We start from the raw sequence: 14,071 nt of genomic DNA on the forward strand, positions 1-14,071 counted from the left end.
GATGAAACAAATCTTTTTCCTCTTTGTCATAAGCAAACTTGATGCCTTCCAGGTGCACAATTTCATCTTCATCTTTTGGTTCATCCAGAACCATTGCCAGCCTGGGTCCGATTCAGCCAAAGCCCTGTTGAACCAACCGGACGGATCGGGCATTAAAACGTTCAAGCACTTTGAAAAGTTCAATTTTCGCTGTTTCCGTTATCTTGATTTCAATCATGACCTGTTCCCTTTCATCTCTCATCACTAACATATGTCCGCCTCAGAAAAAATCAAGCGCGGCACCTGAATTTCATCGATCCCCCCCCCGTAAAAAATCCGCTTGCCCGCTCCAATCGACTATGACATGGTCCGTTTCTATGGCTTTACTTTGGATCAATAACATTTCCATCAGCTTTGGCGGGCCGCAGCTTATTGACAGGGCATCGCTCCAGATCGAAGCGGGCGAACGCATCGGGCTTCTGGGACGAAACGGCTCGGGCAAGTCCACGCTGATGAAACTGCTGAACAGGGATCTGGTTCCCGATGCGGGGGAAATCAGCGGCAGCGGCGATGTGCGCGTGGCGCTCATGCCCCAGGACATTGAGGATCTGCCGGGCACGGTCTATGATGTGGTTGCCGCGGGCGATCAGCAGCACCTGGATTTGCTGCATGAATATCACGATCTCTCCGTGCAGTTAACCCGGAGCAATGATCAGAATCTTCTGAAAAAAATGGAACGGGTTCACCACCAACTGGAAGCGGCAGGCGCCTGGCAGTATTCCCAGAAAGTCGAGGCCGTGATTTCCCGCACATCGCTTGACGCAGATGCCGAATTTCGTCTGCTTTCGGCAGGCATGAAGCGGCGGGTGCTGCTGGCCCGCGCGCTGGTGAGTGAGCCGGATATTCTGCTTTTGGATGAACCCACCAACCATCTGGATATCCATTCCATTCTCTGGCTGGAAGAGTTTCTGCAAAATTACGACAAGACCATTTTGTTTGTCACGCACGACCGGACATTTCTGCAGAAAATCGCCACGCGCATTGTGGAAATAGACCGCGGCAAGCTGTTTTCCTTTGCCTGCAATTATTCGACTTACCTGGAACGGCGTCAGGCTATGCAGGAGGCGGAGGAAAGCCAGTGGCAGACATTCGATAAAAAACTGGCCAAAGAAGAAGTCTGGGTGCGTCAGGGCATTAAAGCACGGCGCACGCGCAATGAAGGCCGGGTGAGGGCGCTTATGGTGCTGCGCGAGGAGCGTGCCCGCAGGCGCGAGCGCGAAGGCAGCGTGAAACTGGCCATTCAGGAAGCCGAGCGCAGCGGCAAGCTGGTTGTGGAAGCCGACAAAATCAGCTTTGCCTATGACAATAGAAAAATCATCGATTCTTTTTCCACCACGATTATTCGCGGCGATAAAATCGGCATCATCGGGCCCAACGGCTCCGGAAAGACCACGCTGCTCAAAGTACTGCTCGGTGAACTTCCCGTATCAGGCGGGAAAATCAGACTGGGCACGGGGATTGCGATTGCCTACTTTGATCAACTGCGCGCGCAGTTTGACGATAGTAAATCCCTGCGGGATAATATTGCCGGCGGCAACGACACCGTCTTCATCAACGGTATGCCCCGCCATATTGTCGGCTATCTGCAGGATTTTCTTTTTCCGCCCGAGCAGATTAAGTCGCCGGTGGCCTCTCTTTCCGGCGGCGAGCGCAACCGGCTGCTTCTGGCCCGGCTTTTTGCCACGCCATCCAATGTGCTGGTGCTGGATGAACCCACCAATGATCTCGATGCGGAAACACTGGAGCTTCTGGAGGATCGCCTGCTGGAATACACAGGCACCATATTACTGGTCAGCCATGACCGAACGTTTCTCAACAATGTCGTCACCTCCACAATCGTTCTGGAGGGCGAAGGGCGCCTGCAGGAATATGTCGGCGGCTATGACGACTGGCTCAGACAGCGCGCCTGCGTGAACACACAGTCGAAACCGGCGGCAAAAGAAACGAAGGCTAAAAAAGAAAAACAGCCGAAAGAAAAATCAAAGCTGTCTTTCAAGGAAACAAAAGAACTGGAAGAACTGCCGCAAAAAATCGAAAAGATGGAAAAAGAAAAAGAGCAGCTTGTGGAATTACTGAATTCCGCTGATTTATATAAAACCAACAATCCCTCCCGCGTGCTGGATGTCAACAATCAGCTTGCCGCGCTGGAGGCAAATCTGGAAAAGGCATACGCCCGCTGGGATGAGTTGGAAGAAATGGCAGCAAAGTTTTCCACTTAGAAAGTATAAAATGCGGTTCATTCGGTTGATGCGGACTTCCTGTAGTTGAGCATGTAAATTCTTCACAGACGTATTATATTTCAAGTGATAATCATTGATCTTATTTAAAATTTTATCTTTCAAATCTACCTTAATTAGAGTAGATTTGAACTGAAAATCAAAACAACTAAATCAATTATATTAGTTCTTGGCTTTAAACAATTATGACGAAAAATACTTTGATTTGGATAGGGGCAATATGGATACTCTCCAATTTATTACTTCCTCTTTTTCTTAAATCATTTGAGCGCCTCTATCAAAGTAAAATAGACTTGACTGTTCATAAATTACTGAAGGTTATTAGCTGGTTATTTCTCACCGCATTTCAATTAATCCTTATTGTTTTTTTTGCGCCTTTAATGCTGATCCTTAAATTTCTTCAAATAATAAATTCAAACATTATAGAAAACGAATCAATTAGGGCCTCAGCTATTTATGAAATATTCAATATCTTGTCACCAAAATTCTGGCAATATGCGCATGATCAAATGCATCTAATGAAAAAGAAAGATAAAGAAGAAATAATTTGTAATAAACTGGATTTTAATACGAGGCCAATTGACGCTCTACTTATCAGCGAAGAGGCGATATGGAGAGCAAAATCCTATGAGGAAATTGAAGCTATCCTCGACGATGTTCAATATTATGAAATTGTACGAGACAAGGTCAATTGCGAAATCGAAGTACACACAAAAAAAGGAAAAAAACAGAACGAAATAATTGTTATGATCGAGTGTTCAAGATTGAGTTTTGGCAAAGCTAAGTATTTTGTATGTTCTAAAGAATCTGGAGTAAGGGACATTGAAAGCGATGAGGCATTTTAATGCTAACAAGACGCTTCGGCTCAGCTTTCCCTTGCATCTTTTAAATTGTAACTCACACCGTCAGGACTTTTAAAAGTTGTTTGATAGTAGGTGTATGAGAAAAATACGCACCAACCGGATAAAATCAATATGAATCTAAAAAATATGAACTTCCCCCGTCAATTGGAGGCCGAAGGCAGCGCGGAAAAAATCCGCGAGGCGCTTGGTGCGCGGCAAACCAGGCTTGGGGCGGAAGGCAAAATGGAAGTGCCGGTGCTGAATGCCAGCAAAGCGCTTGTCGAGGCGATTAAGAGGGCCAGGATGCAAAGACGCGTCCGCTTCGGGTTTGATGATATTTTCGACAAGCTCGCCTCAGAAAAAAAAGGCATCGATGAGATGCTGCAAAAAACAAAATCGCCGCAGCAGGATCGCATCTCCCGCCTGCTGTTGTTTTCCAATGACGGCGTGGAGCGCCTTTACCGCCATATCGAGCAGACCCTCACCGAGCACCATCTCCGGATCCTGGGCTGCCAGCTGGACATCGACAGCAAGAAACTGGGACAATTAATCACCGGCAGAAGCGCCGCCATTAAAGTCATTCTGGTGGAGCACAAGGACGCGGTCTCCGATGTTTTGCGTGCGGCGCTTTCCGACAGCAAATAGCCGGTTTGCCATTTAAAGTCGAAATAGCAACAATTCTGCATTGTTTTTGCGCACATATTTGTAAGTTGCATAATTTACATCTTTTGAGTATACAAACACCGTCTAGTAAAAAACAGACAGATCAAAGTATTCGATAAAACAAGGTAAATCATGGCAGATAGAATTGAAGTGGGTTTTAAAGTCGGCATTCGCGACGCTCTGGGCGAAAAGACCAAAAAGCGTATCATCGATAATCTGGCGCTGGCCGTGGCCCGTGTGGCTACGATTGAAGTTTATACCATCGCCGGAGAGCTCAGCGCCGCCGAGTTGCAGGAAGCGGCCAAAGGGCCTCTTTCCGATCCGGTCATTCAGGAGTTTTCCATTAACCGGCCGCTGGCGAAAAATTTCGACTGGCTCATCGAAGTCGGCTTTCGCCCCGGCGTGACCGACAACGTCGGCAAAACCGCGCGCGAAGCCGTCACGCTATTGCTTGGCGACAATCTTGGCGAGCGGAAGGTCAGTGTTTATACTTCCCGCCAGTATTTGATCAGCGGAAAAATTTCTCAGGCGGATGCGGAAAAAATCGGCTCCGGTTTATTGGCTAATGACCTCATCGAGCGCCATCAGGTGATTTCCGCAAGCGACTTCGATTTTAAAGCAGGCCTCCCGGCCTTCGTTCCGCAGGTGATGGGCAAAGACGAACCGCAGGTGGCTGAAATCAATCTGGCGGCAGTCGACGCGCAGGGCCTTTTGAAAATCAGCCAGGAAAAACTGCTGGCCCTGAATCTGGAAGAGATGCAGAAGATTCAGGCTTATTATCAGAATCCCGCCGTAATCAAAGCCCGCAAAAAATTCGGACTGGATGAAAACACCACCGATGTGGAACTGGAATGCCTGGCGCAAACCTGGTCGGAACACTGCAAACATAAAATATTTAACAGCCGGATCGATTATACCGACGGCCGCAATCAATTGAAGATTGATTCGCTTTTCAAAAAATATATTAAAGGTTCGACCGCTAAAATCCGCAAGGCCAAGGGCAAGAAGGATTTCTGCCTTTCCGTGTTTGTGGATAATGCGGGCATCATTAAATTCAACGACGATCATAATCTGGTTTTTAAAGTGGAGACGCACAATTCGCCTTCCGCGCTTGATCCATACGGCGGCGCGCTGACCGGCATTGTCGGCGTCAACCGCGACCCGTTCGGGACGGGCCTGGGCGCAAAGTTGATTTTCAACACGGATGTGTTTTGCTTTGCCTCGCCCTTTCACAAGAAGAAGCTGCCGCCCCGCATTCTGCATCCCCGCCGCATTTACGAAGGCGTCCGCGAAGGCGTGGAGCACGGCGGCAACAAGAGCGGCATCCCCACAGTCAACGGCAGCCTGGTTTTTGATGAACGGTATTTAGGCAAACCCCTGGTGTATTGCGGCACCGCCGGCATCATGCCCGCGAAGCTGAACGGCAAACCGACGCACGGCAAGGAAATCAAACCCGGCGATGTCATCATCATGACCGGCGGCAGAATCGGCAAAGACGGCATTCACGGCGCGACGTTTTCCTCCGAGGAACTCCACGAAGGATCACCCGTCACAGCCGTGCAGATCGGCGATCCGATCACCCAAAAGAAAATGACGGACTTTCTGCTCGTCGCCCGCAACCGCGGCCTGTATCGTGCGCTGACTGATAACGGCGCGGGCGGTCTTTCTTCGTCAATCGGGGAGATGGCCACTTATTCTGGCGGCTGCGAAATTGATTTGTCGCTGGCTCCCCTGAAATACGCGGGCCTTCAGCCCTGGGAAATTCTGGTATCGGAGGCGCAGGAGCGCATGTCCCTGGCTGTCGATCCCAAAAAAGTCGACAAGTTCATGGAACTGGCCCGCAAGATGGGCGTGGAAGCCACGGCCATGGGTAAGTTTACCAAATCCGGGAAATTTCATTGCCGCTATGGTGCAAAGACCGTAGCGTATCTGGATATGGAATTTATGCATGACGGCGTTCCGCAGCTGAAGCTGCAGGCCAAATGGATTGCGCCGAAAAATGCCGAACCGAAATTTGCCGAACCGGCCAACATGAACAAAGCGCTGATGCAGATGCTGACGCGTCTGAATATCTGTTCCAAAGAATCCGTTGTCCGTCAGTATGATCATGAGGTTCAGGGCGGTTCCGTGGTGAAACCCATGGTGGGCGCGCAAAACGACGGCCCGTCGGACGCGGGCATTGTGCGGCCGCTCCTGGATTCGATGGAAGGCGTGGTTGTGGCGCACGGCATCTGCCCGCGTTACAGCGATATCGACGCCTATCACATGACGGCCTGTGCGATTGATGAAGCCATCCGCAATGCCGTGGCGGTCGGCGCTGATCTGGATCATCTGGCGGGGCTGGATAACTTCTGCTGGTGCGATCCCGTGCAATCGGCCAAGACGCCTGACGGCGAATACAAGCTCGCCCAGCTGGTGCGCGCCAATATGGCGATTTATGATTACACCACCGCCTATGGCGTGCCCTGTATTTCCGGCAAAGACAGCATGAAAAACGACTACTCTATCGGCAAAACGAAAATTTCCGTTCCGCCGACGCTGCTTTATTCCGTCATCGGCAAAATCAAGGATGTCCGCAAAGCCGTGACGATGGACGCCAAGCGCCCTCAGGATCTGGTTTACGTGATCGGTGAAACGCAAGATGAACTGGGCGGCTCCGAATGGTTTGCGCAAAATGGCGCCGTCGGCAACAAAGTGCCGCAGGTGGATGTCAAGAAGGCCATTAAAAAATACCGCGCCCTGCACAAAGCGATCGGGGCGGGGCTTGTTGCCTCCTGTCATGATTGCTCCGACGGGGGCCTGGGCATTGCGCTCATCGAAACCGCGTTTGCGGGCGGTCTGGGGATGAATATCGATTTGCGGGATGTCCCTTACAACGGGAAAAAGCGCAACGACTATATCTTATTTTCAGAGACGGCCAGCCGCTTTGTGGTTACCATTCATCCGCAAGATCAAAGCCGGTTTGAAAAGATCATGGCCGGAAACGTACTGAATGAAATCGGCTTTGTCGCGGGCGACGGACTCTTTCAGGTGACGGGACTTAACGGCAAGCTGATCATCAGGGAAAAAATCAGCAAACTCAAAGATGCGTGGCAGAAGCCGCTTAATTTTTAGACAGGATTTATACAATGGCCAACAAAGTAAAAGCGATCGTCCTTACCGGCAACGGCACCAACTGTGAAATGGAAATGGCGCATGCCTGCAAACTGGCGGGAGCCGACAAAATCGACATCGTGCATATCAGTGAACTGCTCTTCGGCGAAAAGCGTTTGTCGGATTACAACTTTTTGAACCTGCCGGGCGGATTCCTCGACGGCGACGACCTGGGGTCGGCCAAGGCCGGCGCCAACCGCTTTCTGCACGCGCCTATTGCCGGCGCAAACGAAATGCTGATCGAAGAACTGCTCAAATTCATCAACGCGGGCGGCCTGATTCTGGGCGTCTGCAATGGCTTCCAACTGATGGTAAAGCTGGGATTGCTGCCGGCGCTTGGCGGCAACTTTACAAAACAAAGCACAACGCTTACCCATAATGATTCGGGACGATTTGAAGACCGCTGGGTATATCTGAAAGCCAACGCGCAAAGCCCCTGCGTCTTCACACGCAGTATTGACAAGGTGTATTATCCCGTCCGGCACGGCGAAGGAAAATTTGTGCCGGAAAGCGACGCCGTTCTGGAAGCAATCGAAAAGAAAAATCTTGTCGCGTTTCAGTATTGCGACGCGAAGGGTTCCATGACGATGGATTACCCGGCGAATCCCAACGGCTCAGTCCGGGCCATTGCCGCCGTCTGCAATGAATCAGGCAGGCTTTTCGGTTTGATGCCGCATCCCGAAGCTTTTCTGCACCGCACCAACCATCCCCGCTGGACAAGAGAAGATCTGCCGGAAGAAGGCCAGGGCTTGGCCATCTTTAAAAACGCTGTTCAATTTATCAGGGGAAAAGCATTCTAATATCCCGGACGGACAAGAGCACTTTACTCAGAGAGAACCCGTCCGGTGTCCCCTGGTGGCCTGATGCTATCCCGGCACGCGATGTGGTGCAGCCATATTCATCCGCCGTAAAAAAATAGATTATCCTATCGCTGTTTTTGTTATTTCGACCCTGGGGAGAAATCTTTTTAAAGATATATAAGATTTCTCAGTCACTTCGTTTCTTCGAAATGACAACTAATTTTCGCAGGCAGGCACTAGTTTTTGTAAGGCAGGTTGAATTTATCCATGACCTGATCCGCGAATTCTCCGGCTATCCCGTCTTCCATTTCCGAAGAAGATAAATACGGCCAAAGATTGGGGCAGGTAGCGGATACCTGATGTTTGTCTATCGGCGCCCCCTCGTAATAAACAATGACTTCCCCCGACATTTTACTGGCGGAAACGAATGGAGACCGGATATTTGCTTGCGCAATGTCATAAATCGAGGGTGTTTCAACCTGGGTAATTGTAATGGACAGCTTTACTTTTTTCCGGTCAGGACTCGCTGCCGCAAGCTTGTCAATCTGCTCCTGCAATTTTTGTTTGACCAGACGATTCAGGTTTTCATATACGGCAACATTTTGAGCATAGACAACATCGTAGGCAGCCGGTCTGTATCTTTCGGGCTGCGCTGAGGACGGGGAAAAGTTCAGGATTCCCTTAATGGGGGCGCAGGCAAAGCATAAACTGATAAAAATAAGGGCTGATACGATGGCTGTTTTTCTCATGATCGGTACCTTCGGCAGATGGTTAAACGAAAGAAAAAGTAGTTTCCTGACAAGCAAGTCGTTCTCATTTCCGCAAATATAAAGGAATAGACATTTGCCTGTCAAGGTAAAGTTGGCCGCCGTTACAAGTCCAGCGGATGAATACTCTTAAAATATCCGGCTGATTTGAACCCGGGCCTTTTCCGCTTCACCGCCGGGGAGGCGGAATCCGGATTTCTGTTTACCAGCGCTCCAGAATTTCCTTGGTGAGCTCCGAACGGATCGCCTGGTCCAGGTGTACGCTTCCGAACAGGCGGCTCCCGGTCATTTTGGCATTGAGTACGGAAAGCCCGTTGGAGCGCTCGTCGAGCCACGGCACGTCAATCTGGTCATAGGAGAAATCTCCGGTGAAGACCATCTTGGTGCCTTCGCCGCCGCGCGTCGCGATGGCTTTAACATGCGACGGCGGAAGATTCTGAATCTCATCGACAATCACAAAACATTTCTGAATGGAACGGCCCCGGATTTTGTCCAGATCCATGATTTCGATCTTCCCGTTGGTCAGCCATTCGTTGATCTTGTCCTTCATTTTTGCGTCGACCAGTTCCTTAATGGCGTTGATGTTGTCGTCAATCGGGTGCATCCAGGGTTTCATCTTCGCGTCAATATCGCCCGGAGAATAACCCAGCCGGTCTTTGTTGCCCAGCTGTATGGTGGCACGGCTGACGAGGATCTGGCGATAGTGCGACGCCTGTTCAAAAGCGGCCAGGAGCGCCAGAAAAGTCTTGGCGGTGCCGGCCTTGCCGGTCAGCGCAACCAGGGGGACGGCCGCGTCGCGCAGCAAATCCATCGCGATGAACTGGCCCCAGTTGATGTCCCCGTTGTTGGATCTGGGCCTCACGCCCAGCAGATGAATATCTCTTTCGACGATGCGGAAATAATCGCCCTTCCGCACGGCGGCAAAGGCGGGCCCCCAGACGCCGTCGATGTCGCAGTAGCAGACGATTCCCTCGTTTAACCGGACCTGGTCCAGCTGTAAGGCCAGTTTGGTTTCGGGAAGTTTCAGCGGAAACGTTTTGTCGGAAATCCACTCGCGCTGAAGGTTGATGGTGGTGCGGGCGGTGTGATGCTGTTTGACATCCGTCTGATCCATTTTGACGGACTGGACATCAAGGCCGAAATTCAGCGCCAGCGTTTCGAGCGCCGCGTCCTGAGTGACGAGAATGACTTTTGATTTATGTAATTTCTTTTTGGCGTTGAGCGCGGTGGCGATAATGCAGTGATCGTTGTTGTCGATCTGGAGATCGGCGTCTTTGATCAGATTAAAATCGTAATGAAAGAAGCGGACGGAATGGTCTTTTGCCCGAAAAAGATTGCGCACGTTCCGGATGACGTTGCGCGCGATGTCTGCCTTGAAATCGTTGCCGGTTTTGTGGCTGTCCAGTTCCTCCCATGTCGCGTAAGGAAACAACACGCAGTTGCGGCCTCCCTGACGCAATTTTTCAAATACATCCATGCCGTATTCCAGAGCGCTGGTATCCACCACAAAATATTTCTCCGGAACTTTACCCGACGCTTTTACCGTTTCTTCCGCGATAGCCTGTGCTTTAGCTTTTTTCCCGTTCGTCATGAGATCGCTCCTCGGCTGAAGTTTTGAGTTATGGAATTGAGAATTTGGGTAAGGGCACCTCCTTTTCCGGCAGCGGCTAATTTATTTACGGCCATTTTATCAAATTCTTAAAATCAGACAAGGGGAAAGTTGCAGGAGCGGCCGGATGTCGGACGGAAGGATAACGATTGGAAAGGCGCAATGAAAAAATCAGCCGGAGCGTGGTGAGCGGCTGATCTTTCAAATGCTCTCGGCGTAAGCAAAGACGGCGTTGACGTAAGCTTTTTCATGGTTGTAACTATAAACCGCCCGCCGCATTTTCCTCTCATTGCCTGTTTTCCAGCCCACGCGATGCAGGTAATTGGCGATGCTGGCAAAAGCATCGGGATAGTCATGCAGATCGATTATTCCGTCGCCATTATTATCCACGGCAAAGATGATATACGAGGACGGCATGAACTGGGGAATGCCGAAGGCGCCTGCCCAGGAACCTTTCATGGCAAAGGGATCCATGCCCTTTCGCTTGCACATCTTTACCCAGACGACAAGTTCTCTGTTGGCCATTTGAACGCGTTTGGCTCTTTTGCTGAGCATGGACATCGTGTACAGGGAATTGAAAACGCCGTACTTCCCGAGATGCTCTTTGAAAGCGGTTTCTATTCTGATAATGGACACGATATAGCTGGCCGGAACGCCGTAGAGACTTTCGATCTTCTCAAAGAGCTCTTTGTTGGCCGCTATTAATTTTTTACCGGATTCAATGGACTCCGGTTTGAGCAGGCCGAATTCCTCATCGAAGTAACTCAGTTTCTTTTTTTTCGTCCCGCCCCCATTGGCCACCGGCGGCGGATAAATATTGTGGTATAGCTCGATCCGCTCGTCGGAAAAAATTTCATCTATATCCGCCTGGCTGATTCCGGCCCGAAGAAAGGATGCCTTCAGAGTGGCTTCCCTTTTTTCAATGCTATCCGTGATGACCGGCTTTTGCTTTTTCCCTCTTCTCTTCTTTTTCCCCTCAGCCCTTTTGCCGGTTTTATCTTTTGTGATTTCTTTGCCGGTCAGTTCCCTTTCTCCGGCAGCCTTACTTTCCGCTATGGCCATGTGATTGAAAAAACAGGTGGCGATAAACAGTGCCGCGATGGCAATACTGACTATTTTCATAATGGCTGCTTTCCTTATACCGTTTCTCAGGCGGTATTGTACAACATCTGCAAGGAAAAAAGAAATGCTTAAATGAAATTATATCATACGGGTGCCGAAGTGATAAAAACTTTTGCTTTGACTTGAGATGAGTGCTGTTGGAAGCAGAACATTTTCAGTAGATTCCCATCGCGCAGCCGCCGGCGAGCGTCCCGCCCAGTTCACGGCATTGTTCCAGGATTTCTTCGGTGATTTTTCCTTTGGCGATAACGGGTGTAAAGACGGGTTTGAACTTGTAGCCCAGGGCGATGCGTTCAATGGCTCTCTGCGCACCCGATCCGTCGTTGCCCGCACTGATGAAGATCACAAAAGGCTTGCGGAAAACCTTGTCCTGGGCATCCGTGTAGGTCCGGTCAAAGAAATCCTTGATCATGCCGGACATATAGCCGAAGTTTTCCGGTGTGCCGCAAGCAAATCCGTCACAGGCAAGCAGGTCTTCGAGCGTGGCGTCGGCGGCCTTTTTAAAAATCACTTCGACCCCGTCAATGGCTTTCGCGCCTTCAGCTACGGCATCGGCCATCTGTCTGGTGTGGCCTGTCTGGGAGTGATAAACGATTAATATTTTAGTCATGAAACACGTATCTCGCCGCTCGTGAAGCGTATCTCGTGCAGGGAACGATGGCCGGACGGGCTGACCGTTCCCTGCAAAAAAGACGATGCCTCAATAGCAGATGCAAATTGGTTAAGGCATTTTATTGATAATGCCCAAAAAGCCTTCCGCGTTCAACGATGCGCCGCCAACCAGCGCGCCGTCGATGTCTTCCATCGCGATCAACTCGGCGATACTGTCCTGCGTCACGCTGCCGCCGTAAAGAATACGGGTGTCAGCCGCCATGCAGCCATAGATTTCAACGAGAAGGCGGCGAATGAAATCGTGAACATCCTCGGCCTGTTCCGGGGTGGCCACTCGGCCTGTTCCGATTGCCCAGACCGGTTCATAGGCGATGACCAGATGATTTATCTTTTCAACACCGACGCCATCGAGTGCTTTGCTGACCTGGCGGTTGACAACCGCCTCGGTGATGCCTTTGTTCCTTTCACCATCCGTTTCGCCTGCGCAAACTATCGGCGTTAATCCGACGGACAGCGCTTTTTTTACTTTCAGATTAACCTGCTCATCGCTTTCGTTAAAGTATTTACGGCGCTCGGAGTGGCCGATGATCACGTATGTGCATCCGGCATCTTTCAGCATCAGAGGCGAAATTTCGCCGGTGAATGCGCCCTTGCTCTCGTAGTACATGTTTTGCGCGGCCAGTGTTACTGCGGAACCCCTGATGGATTCGCTTACGGCAGAAAGCGCGGTAAAAGGCGGGGCCAAAACGACCTCGCCGCGCGTTAAGCCGGTTGTGCCTTCTTTAATTGCCTGTGCCAGGGCAACGGATTCACTGATTGTGTTGTGCATTTTCCAGTTGCCGGCAACAATCCACTTTCTCATTTGTGTCCTCCGATTTCATCCCGCTTCGGCGGGACGAGCGTCAATTCACCGCAGTTTGCTGCAAGGTGGTTATCCGAGCGCGGCCACTGCCGGCAGAATTTTGCCTTCCAAAAGCTCCAGAAACGCGCCGCCGCCGGTGGAAATGTAGGATATTTTATCGCTCTTTCCGGTCTTGTGAATGGCGGTATCGGTATCGCCGCCGCCGACAATCGTCAGCGCGCCGGATGCGACCGCCGCATCGACCAGTTTAAAGGTGCCCGCGGAAAACGGGGCGAGTTCAAACATGCCCAGAGGGCCGTTCCAGACAATCGTTTTGGCCGTTTTGACCGCATCCGAAAAAGCCGCGATTGTGGCGGGGCCCAGATCCAGCCCCATCCAGTCATCCGGGATATCGGCAACGGCGACCACTTTTGTTGGCGCGTCCGCCGCCGGAGCCTGCGCGATGACGGCATCTACCGGCAGGAGAAACTGCACGTTTTTAGCTTTGGCTTTGTCCATGATCTTTACGGCCAGGTCCAGCATCTCTGTTTCACACAGGGACTTGCCGACATTGAAGCCCTGAGCTTTCAGGAAGGTAAAGGCCATGCCGCCGCCCACGATGAGGCGGTCCACTTTATCAATGACATTTTCCAGAACCTTGATCTTATCGGATACCTTGGCCCCGCCAATGATGGCGACCAGTGGCCGCGCGGGATTGCCCATGGCCTGATTGAAATATTCGATTTCATTTTTCAAGAGAAAGCCCGCGGCGCACACGGGCACAAATTTGGTGATGGCGGTATTGGATGCAGCCGCGCGATGGGATACGGCAAACGCGTCATTAATATAGACATCGCAAAGTTTGGCGAGTTCCTCGGCAAACGCATCGTCGTTTTTGTCTTCACCCGGGTGAAACCGCAGGTTTTCGAGAAGGATGACATCGCCTGCCTTCATCGCGGCCGCGGCCTGCCGGGCTTTTTCACCGATGCAATCATCAATGAAGGGAACATCTGTTTTTAAAAGCGAGGCCAGAATCGGGGCGACAGGCGAAAGCGAAAATTCGGGAACCGGCTTGCCCTTGGGGCGTCCGAGATGAGAGGTGACAATGACTCTGGCGCCTTTTTCCCGGATATAGTTGATTGTGGCTAAACTTGCCCGGACGCGGGTATCGTCCGTAACTTTGCCTGTTTTGTCCATCGGTACGTTGAAATCCACCCGCACCAATACCTTCTTTCCGCTGACATCAATCTGATCCAAGTACTTCATGTCTATTACCTCTCTAAAATATTTTGAATGGCCATTTCGACCCTCATTGCCGGTGGCAGGACCGGGGGGAGAAATCCAAGTCCCGGGTATGGCGCGGGACCTTAAGATTCCTCATCCCGG

At 51.0% G+C, this 14,071-nt stretch carries 11 protein-coding genes; 5 read left to right on the forward strand and 6 right to left on the reverse strand.

Annotated features, from left to right (window positions below; all coding sequences use genetic code 11):
• Positions 1 to 356: 356 nt before the first annotated feature.
• The 5 genes from CVU71_14050 to CVU71_14070 all read left to right on the forward strand — a co-directional run bounded on the left by CVU71_14050 (position 357) and on the right by CVU71_14070 (position 7,734).
• Entirely contained in the window at positions 357 to 2,258 is a 1,902-nt protein-coding gene (locus CVU71_14050; GenBank protein PKN18597.1) for an ABC transporter ATP-binding protein, read from the forward strand.
• 203 nt (positions 2,259 to 2,461) lie between these two features.
• A complete protein-coding gene (locus CVU71_14055; protein ID PKN18598.1) occupies positions 2,462 to 3,121 on the forward strand; it encodes a hypothetical protein in 660 nt (219 codons plus the stop codon).
• Positions 3,122 to 3,250: 129 nt separating this feature from the next.
• Complete coding sequence (locus CVU71_14060) at positions 3,251 to 3,763, forward strand: hypothetical protein (GenBank protein PKN18599.1); 513 nt, start codon at positions 3,251 to 3,253, stop codon at positions 3,761 to 3,763.
• Positions 3,764 to 3,913: 150 nt separating this feature from the next.
• Complete coding sequence (locus tag CVU71_14065; GenBank protein ID PKN18600.1) at positions 3,914 to 6,895, forward strand: phosphoribosylformylglycinamidine synthase; 2,982 nt, start codon at positions 3,914 to 3,916, stop codon at positions 6,893 to 6,895.
• 14 nt (positions 6,896 to 6,909) lie between these two features.
• Entirely contained in the window at positions 6,910 to 7,734 is an 825-nt protein-coding gene (locus tag CVU71_14070) for a phosphoribosylformylglycinamidine synthase (GenBank protein PKN18601.1), read from the forward strand.
• Between the two features lie 236 nt (positions 7,735 to 7,970).
• Here the strand turns inward: CVU71_14070 and CVU71_14075 are convergent, their stop codons facing one another.
• The 6 genes from CVU71_14075 to pgk form a co-directional block, all read right to left on the reverse strand.
• A complete protein-coding gene (locus CVU71_14075) occupies positions 7,971 to 8,483 on the reverse strand; it encodes a hypothetical protein (GenBank protein PKN18602.1) in 513 nt (170 codons plus the stop codon).
• 220 nt (positions 8,484 to 8,703) lie between these two features.
• Positions 8,704 to 10,092, reverse strand: a complete 1,389-nt coding sequence (locus CVU71_14080; protein PKN18603.1) for a hypothetical protein — start codon at positions 10,090 to 10,092, stop codon at positions 8,704 to 8,706.
• 219 nt (positions 10,093 to 10,311) lie between these two features.
• Positions 10,312 to 11,232: a hypothetical protein gene (locus CVU71_14085; protein PKN18604.1), complete on the reverse strand. Its 921-nt coding sequence runs from the start codon at positions 11,230 to 11,232 to the stop codon at positions 10,312 to 10,314.
• Positions 11,233 to 11,386: 154 nt separating this feature from the next.
• On the reverse strand, positions 11,387 to 11,842 hold the full coding sequence (locus tag CVU71_14090; GenBank protein PKN18605.1) for a flavodoxin: 456 nt from the start codon (positions 11,840 to 11,842) through the stop codon (positions 11,387 to 11,389).
• A 111-nt stretch (positions 11,843 to 11,953) separates the two neighbouring features.
• On the reverse strand, positions 11,954 to 12,706 hold the full coding sequence (locus CVU71_14095; GenBank protein ID PKN18606.1) for a triose-phosphate isomerase: 753 nt from the start codon (positions 12,704 to 12,706) through the stop codon (positions 11,954 to 11,956).
• A gap of 69 nt (positions 12,707 to 12,775) precedes the next feature.
• A complete protein-coding gene (pgk, locus tag CVU71_14100; protein PKN18607.1) occupies positions 12,776 to 13,957 on the reverse strand; it encodes a phosphoglycerate kinase in 1,182 nt (393 codons plus the stop codon).
• Positions 13,958 to 14,071: the final 114 nt, after the last annotated feature.

This window comes from Deltaproteobacteria bacterium HGW-Deltaproteobacteria-6 (assembly GCA_002840435.1).
Taxonomy (GTDB): domain Bacteria; phylum Desulfobacterota; class Syntrophia; order Syntrophales; family Smithellaceae; genus UBA8904.

Bases quoted from the DNA above. Each gene is read 5' to 3' on its own strand.
- CVU71_14080 (PKN18603.1), bottom strand. From the start codon at position 10,092: ATGACGAACGGGAAAAAAGCTAAAGCACAGGCTATCGCGGAAGAAACG.
- CVU71_14060 (PKN18599.1), top strand. From the start codon at position 3,251: ATGAATCTAAAAAATATGAACTTCCCCCGTCAATTGGAGGCCGAAGGC.
- CVU71_14070 (PKN18601.1), top strand. From the start codon at position 6,910: ATGGCCAACAAAGTAAAAGCGATCGTCCTTACCGGCAACGGCACCAAC.
- CVU71_14085 (PKN18604.1), bottom strand. From the start codon at position 11,232: ATGAAAATAGTCAGTATTGCCATCGCGGCACTGTTTATCGCCACCTGT.
- CVU71_14090 (PKN18605.1), bottom strand. From the start codon at position 11,842: ATGACTAAAATATTAATCGTTTATCACTCCCAGACAGGCCACACCAGA.
- CVU71_14050 (PKN18597.1), top strand. From the start codon at position 357: ATGGCTTTACTTTGGATCAATAACATTTCCATCAGCTTTGGCGGGCCG.
- CVU71_14055 (PKN18598.1), top strand. From the start codon at position 2,462: ATGACGAAAAATACTTTGATTTGGATAGGGGCAATATGGATACTCTCC.
- CVU71_14095 (PKN18606.1), bottom strand. From the start codon at position 12,706: ATGAGAAAGTGGATTGTTGCCGGCAACTGGAAAATGCACAACACAATC.
- CVU71_14065 (PKN18600.1), top strand. From the start codon at position 3,914: ATGGCAGATAGAATTGAAGTGGGTTTTAAAGTCGGCATTCGCGACGCT.
- CVU71_14075 (PKN18602.1), bottom strand. From the start codon at position 8,483: ATGAGAAAAACAGCCATCGTATCAGCCCTTATTTTTATCAGTTTATGC.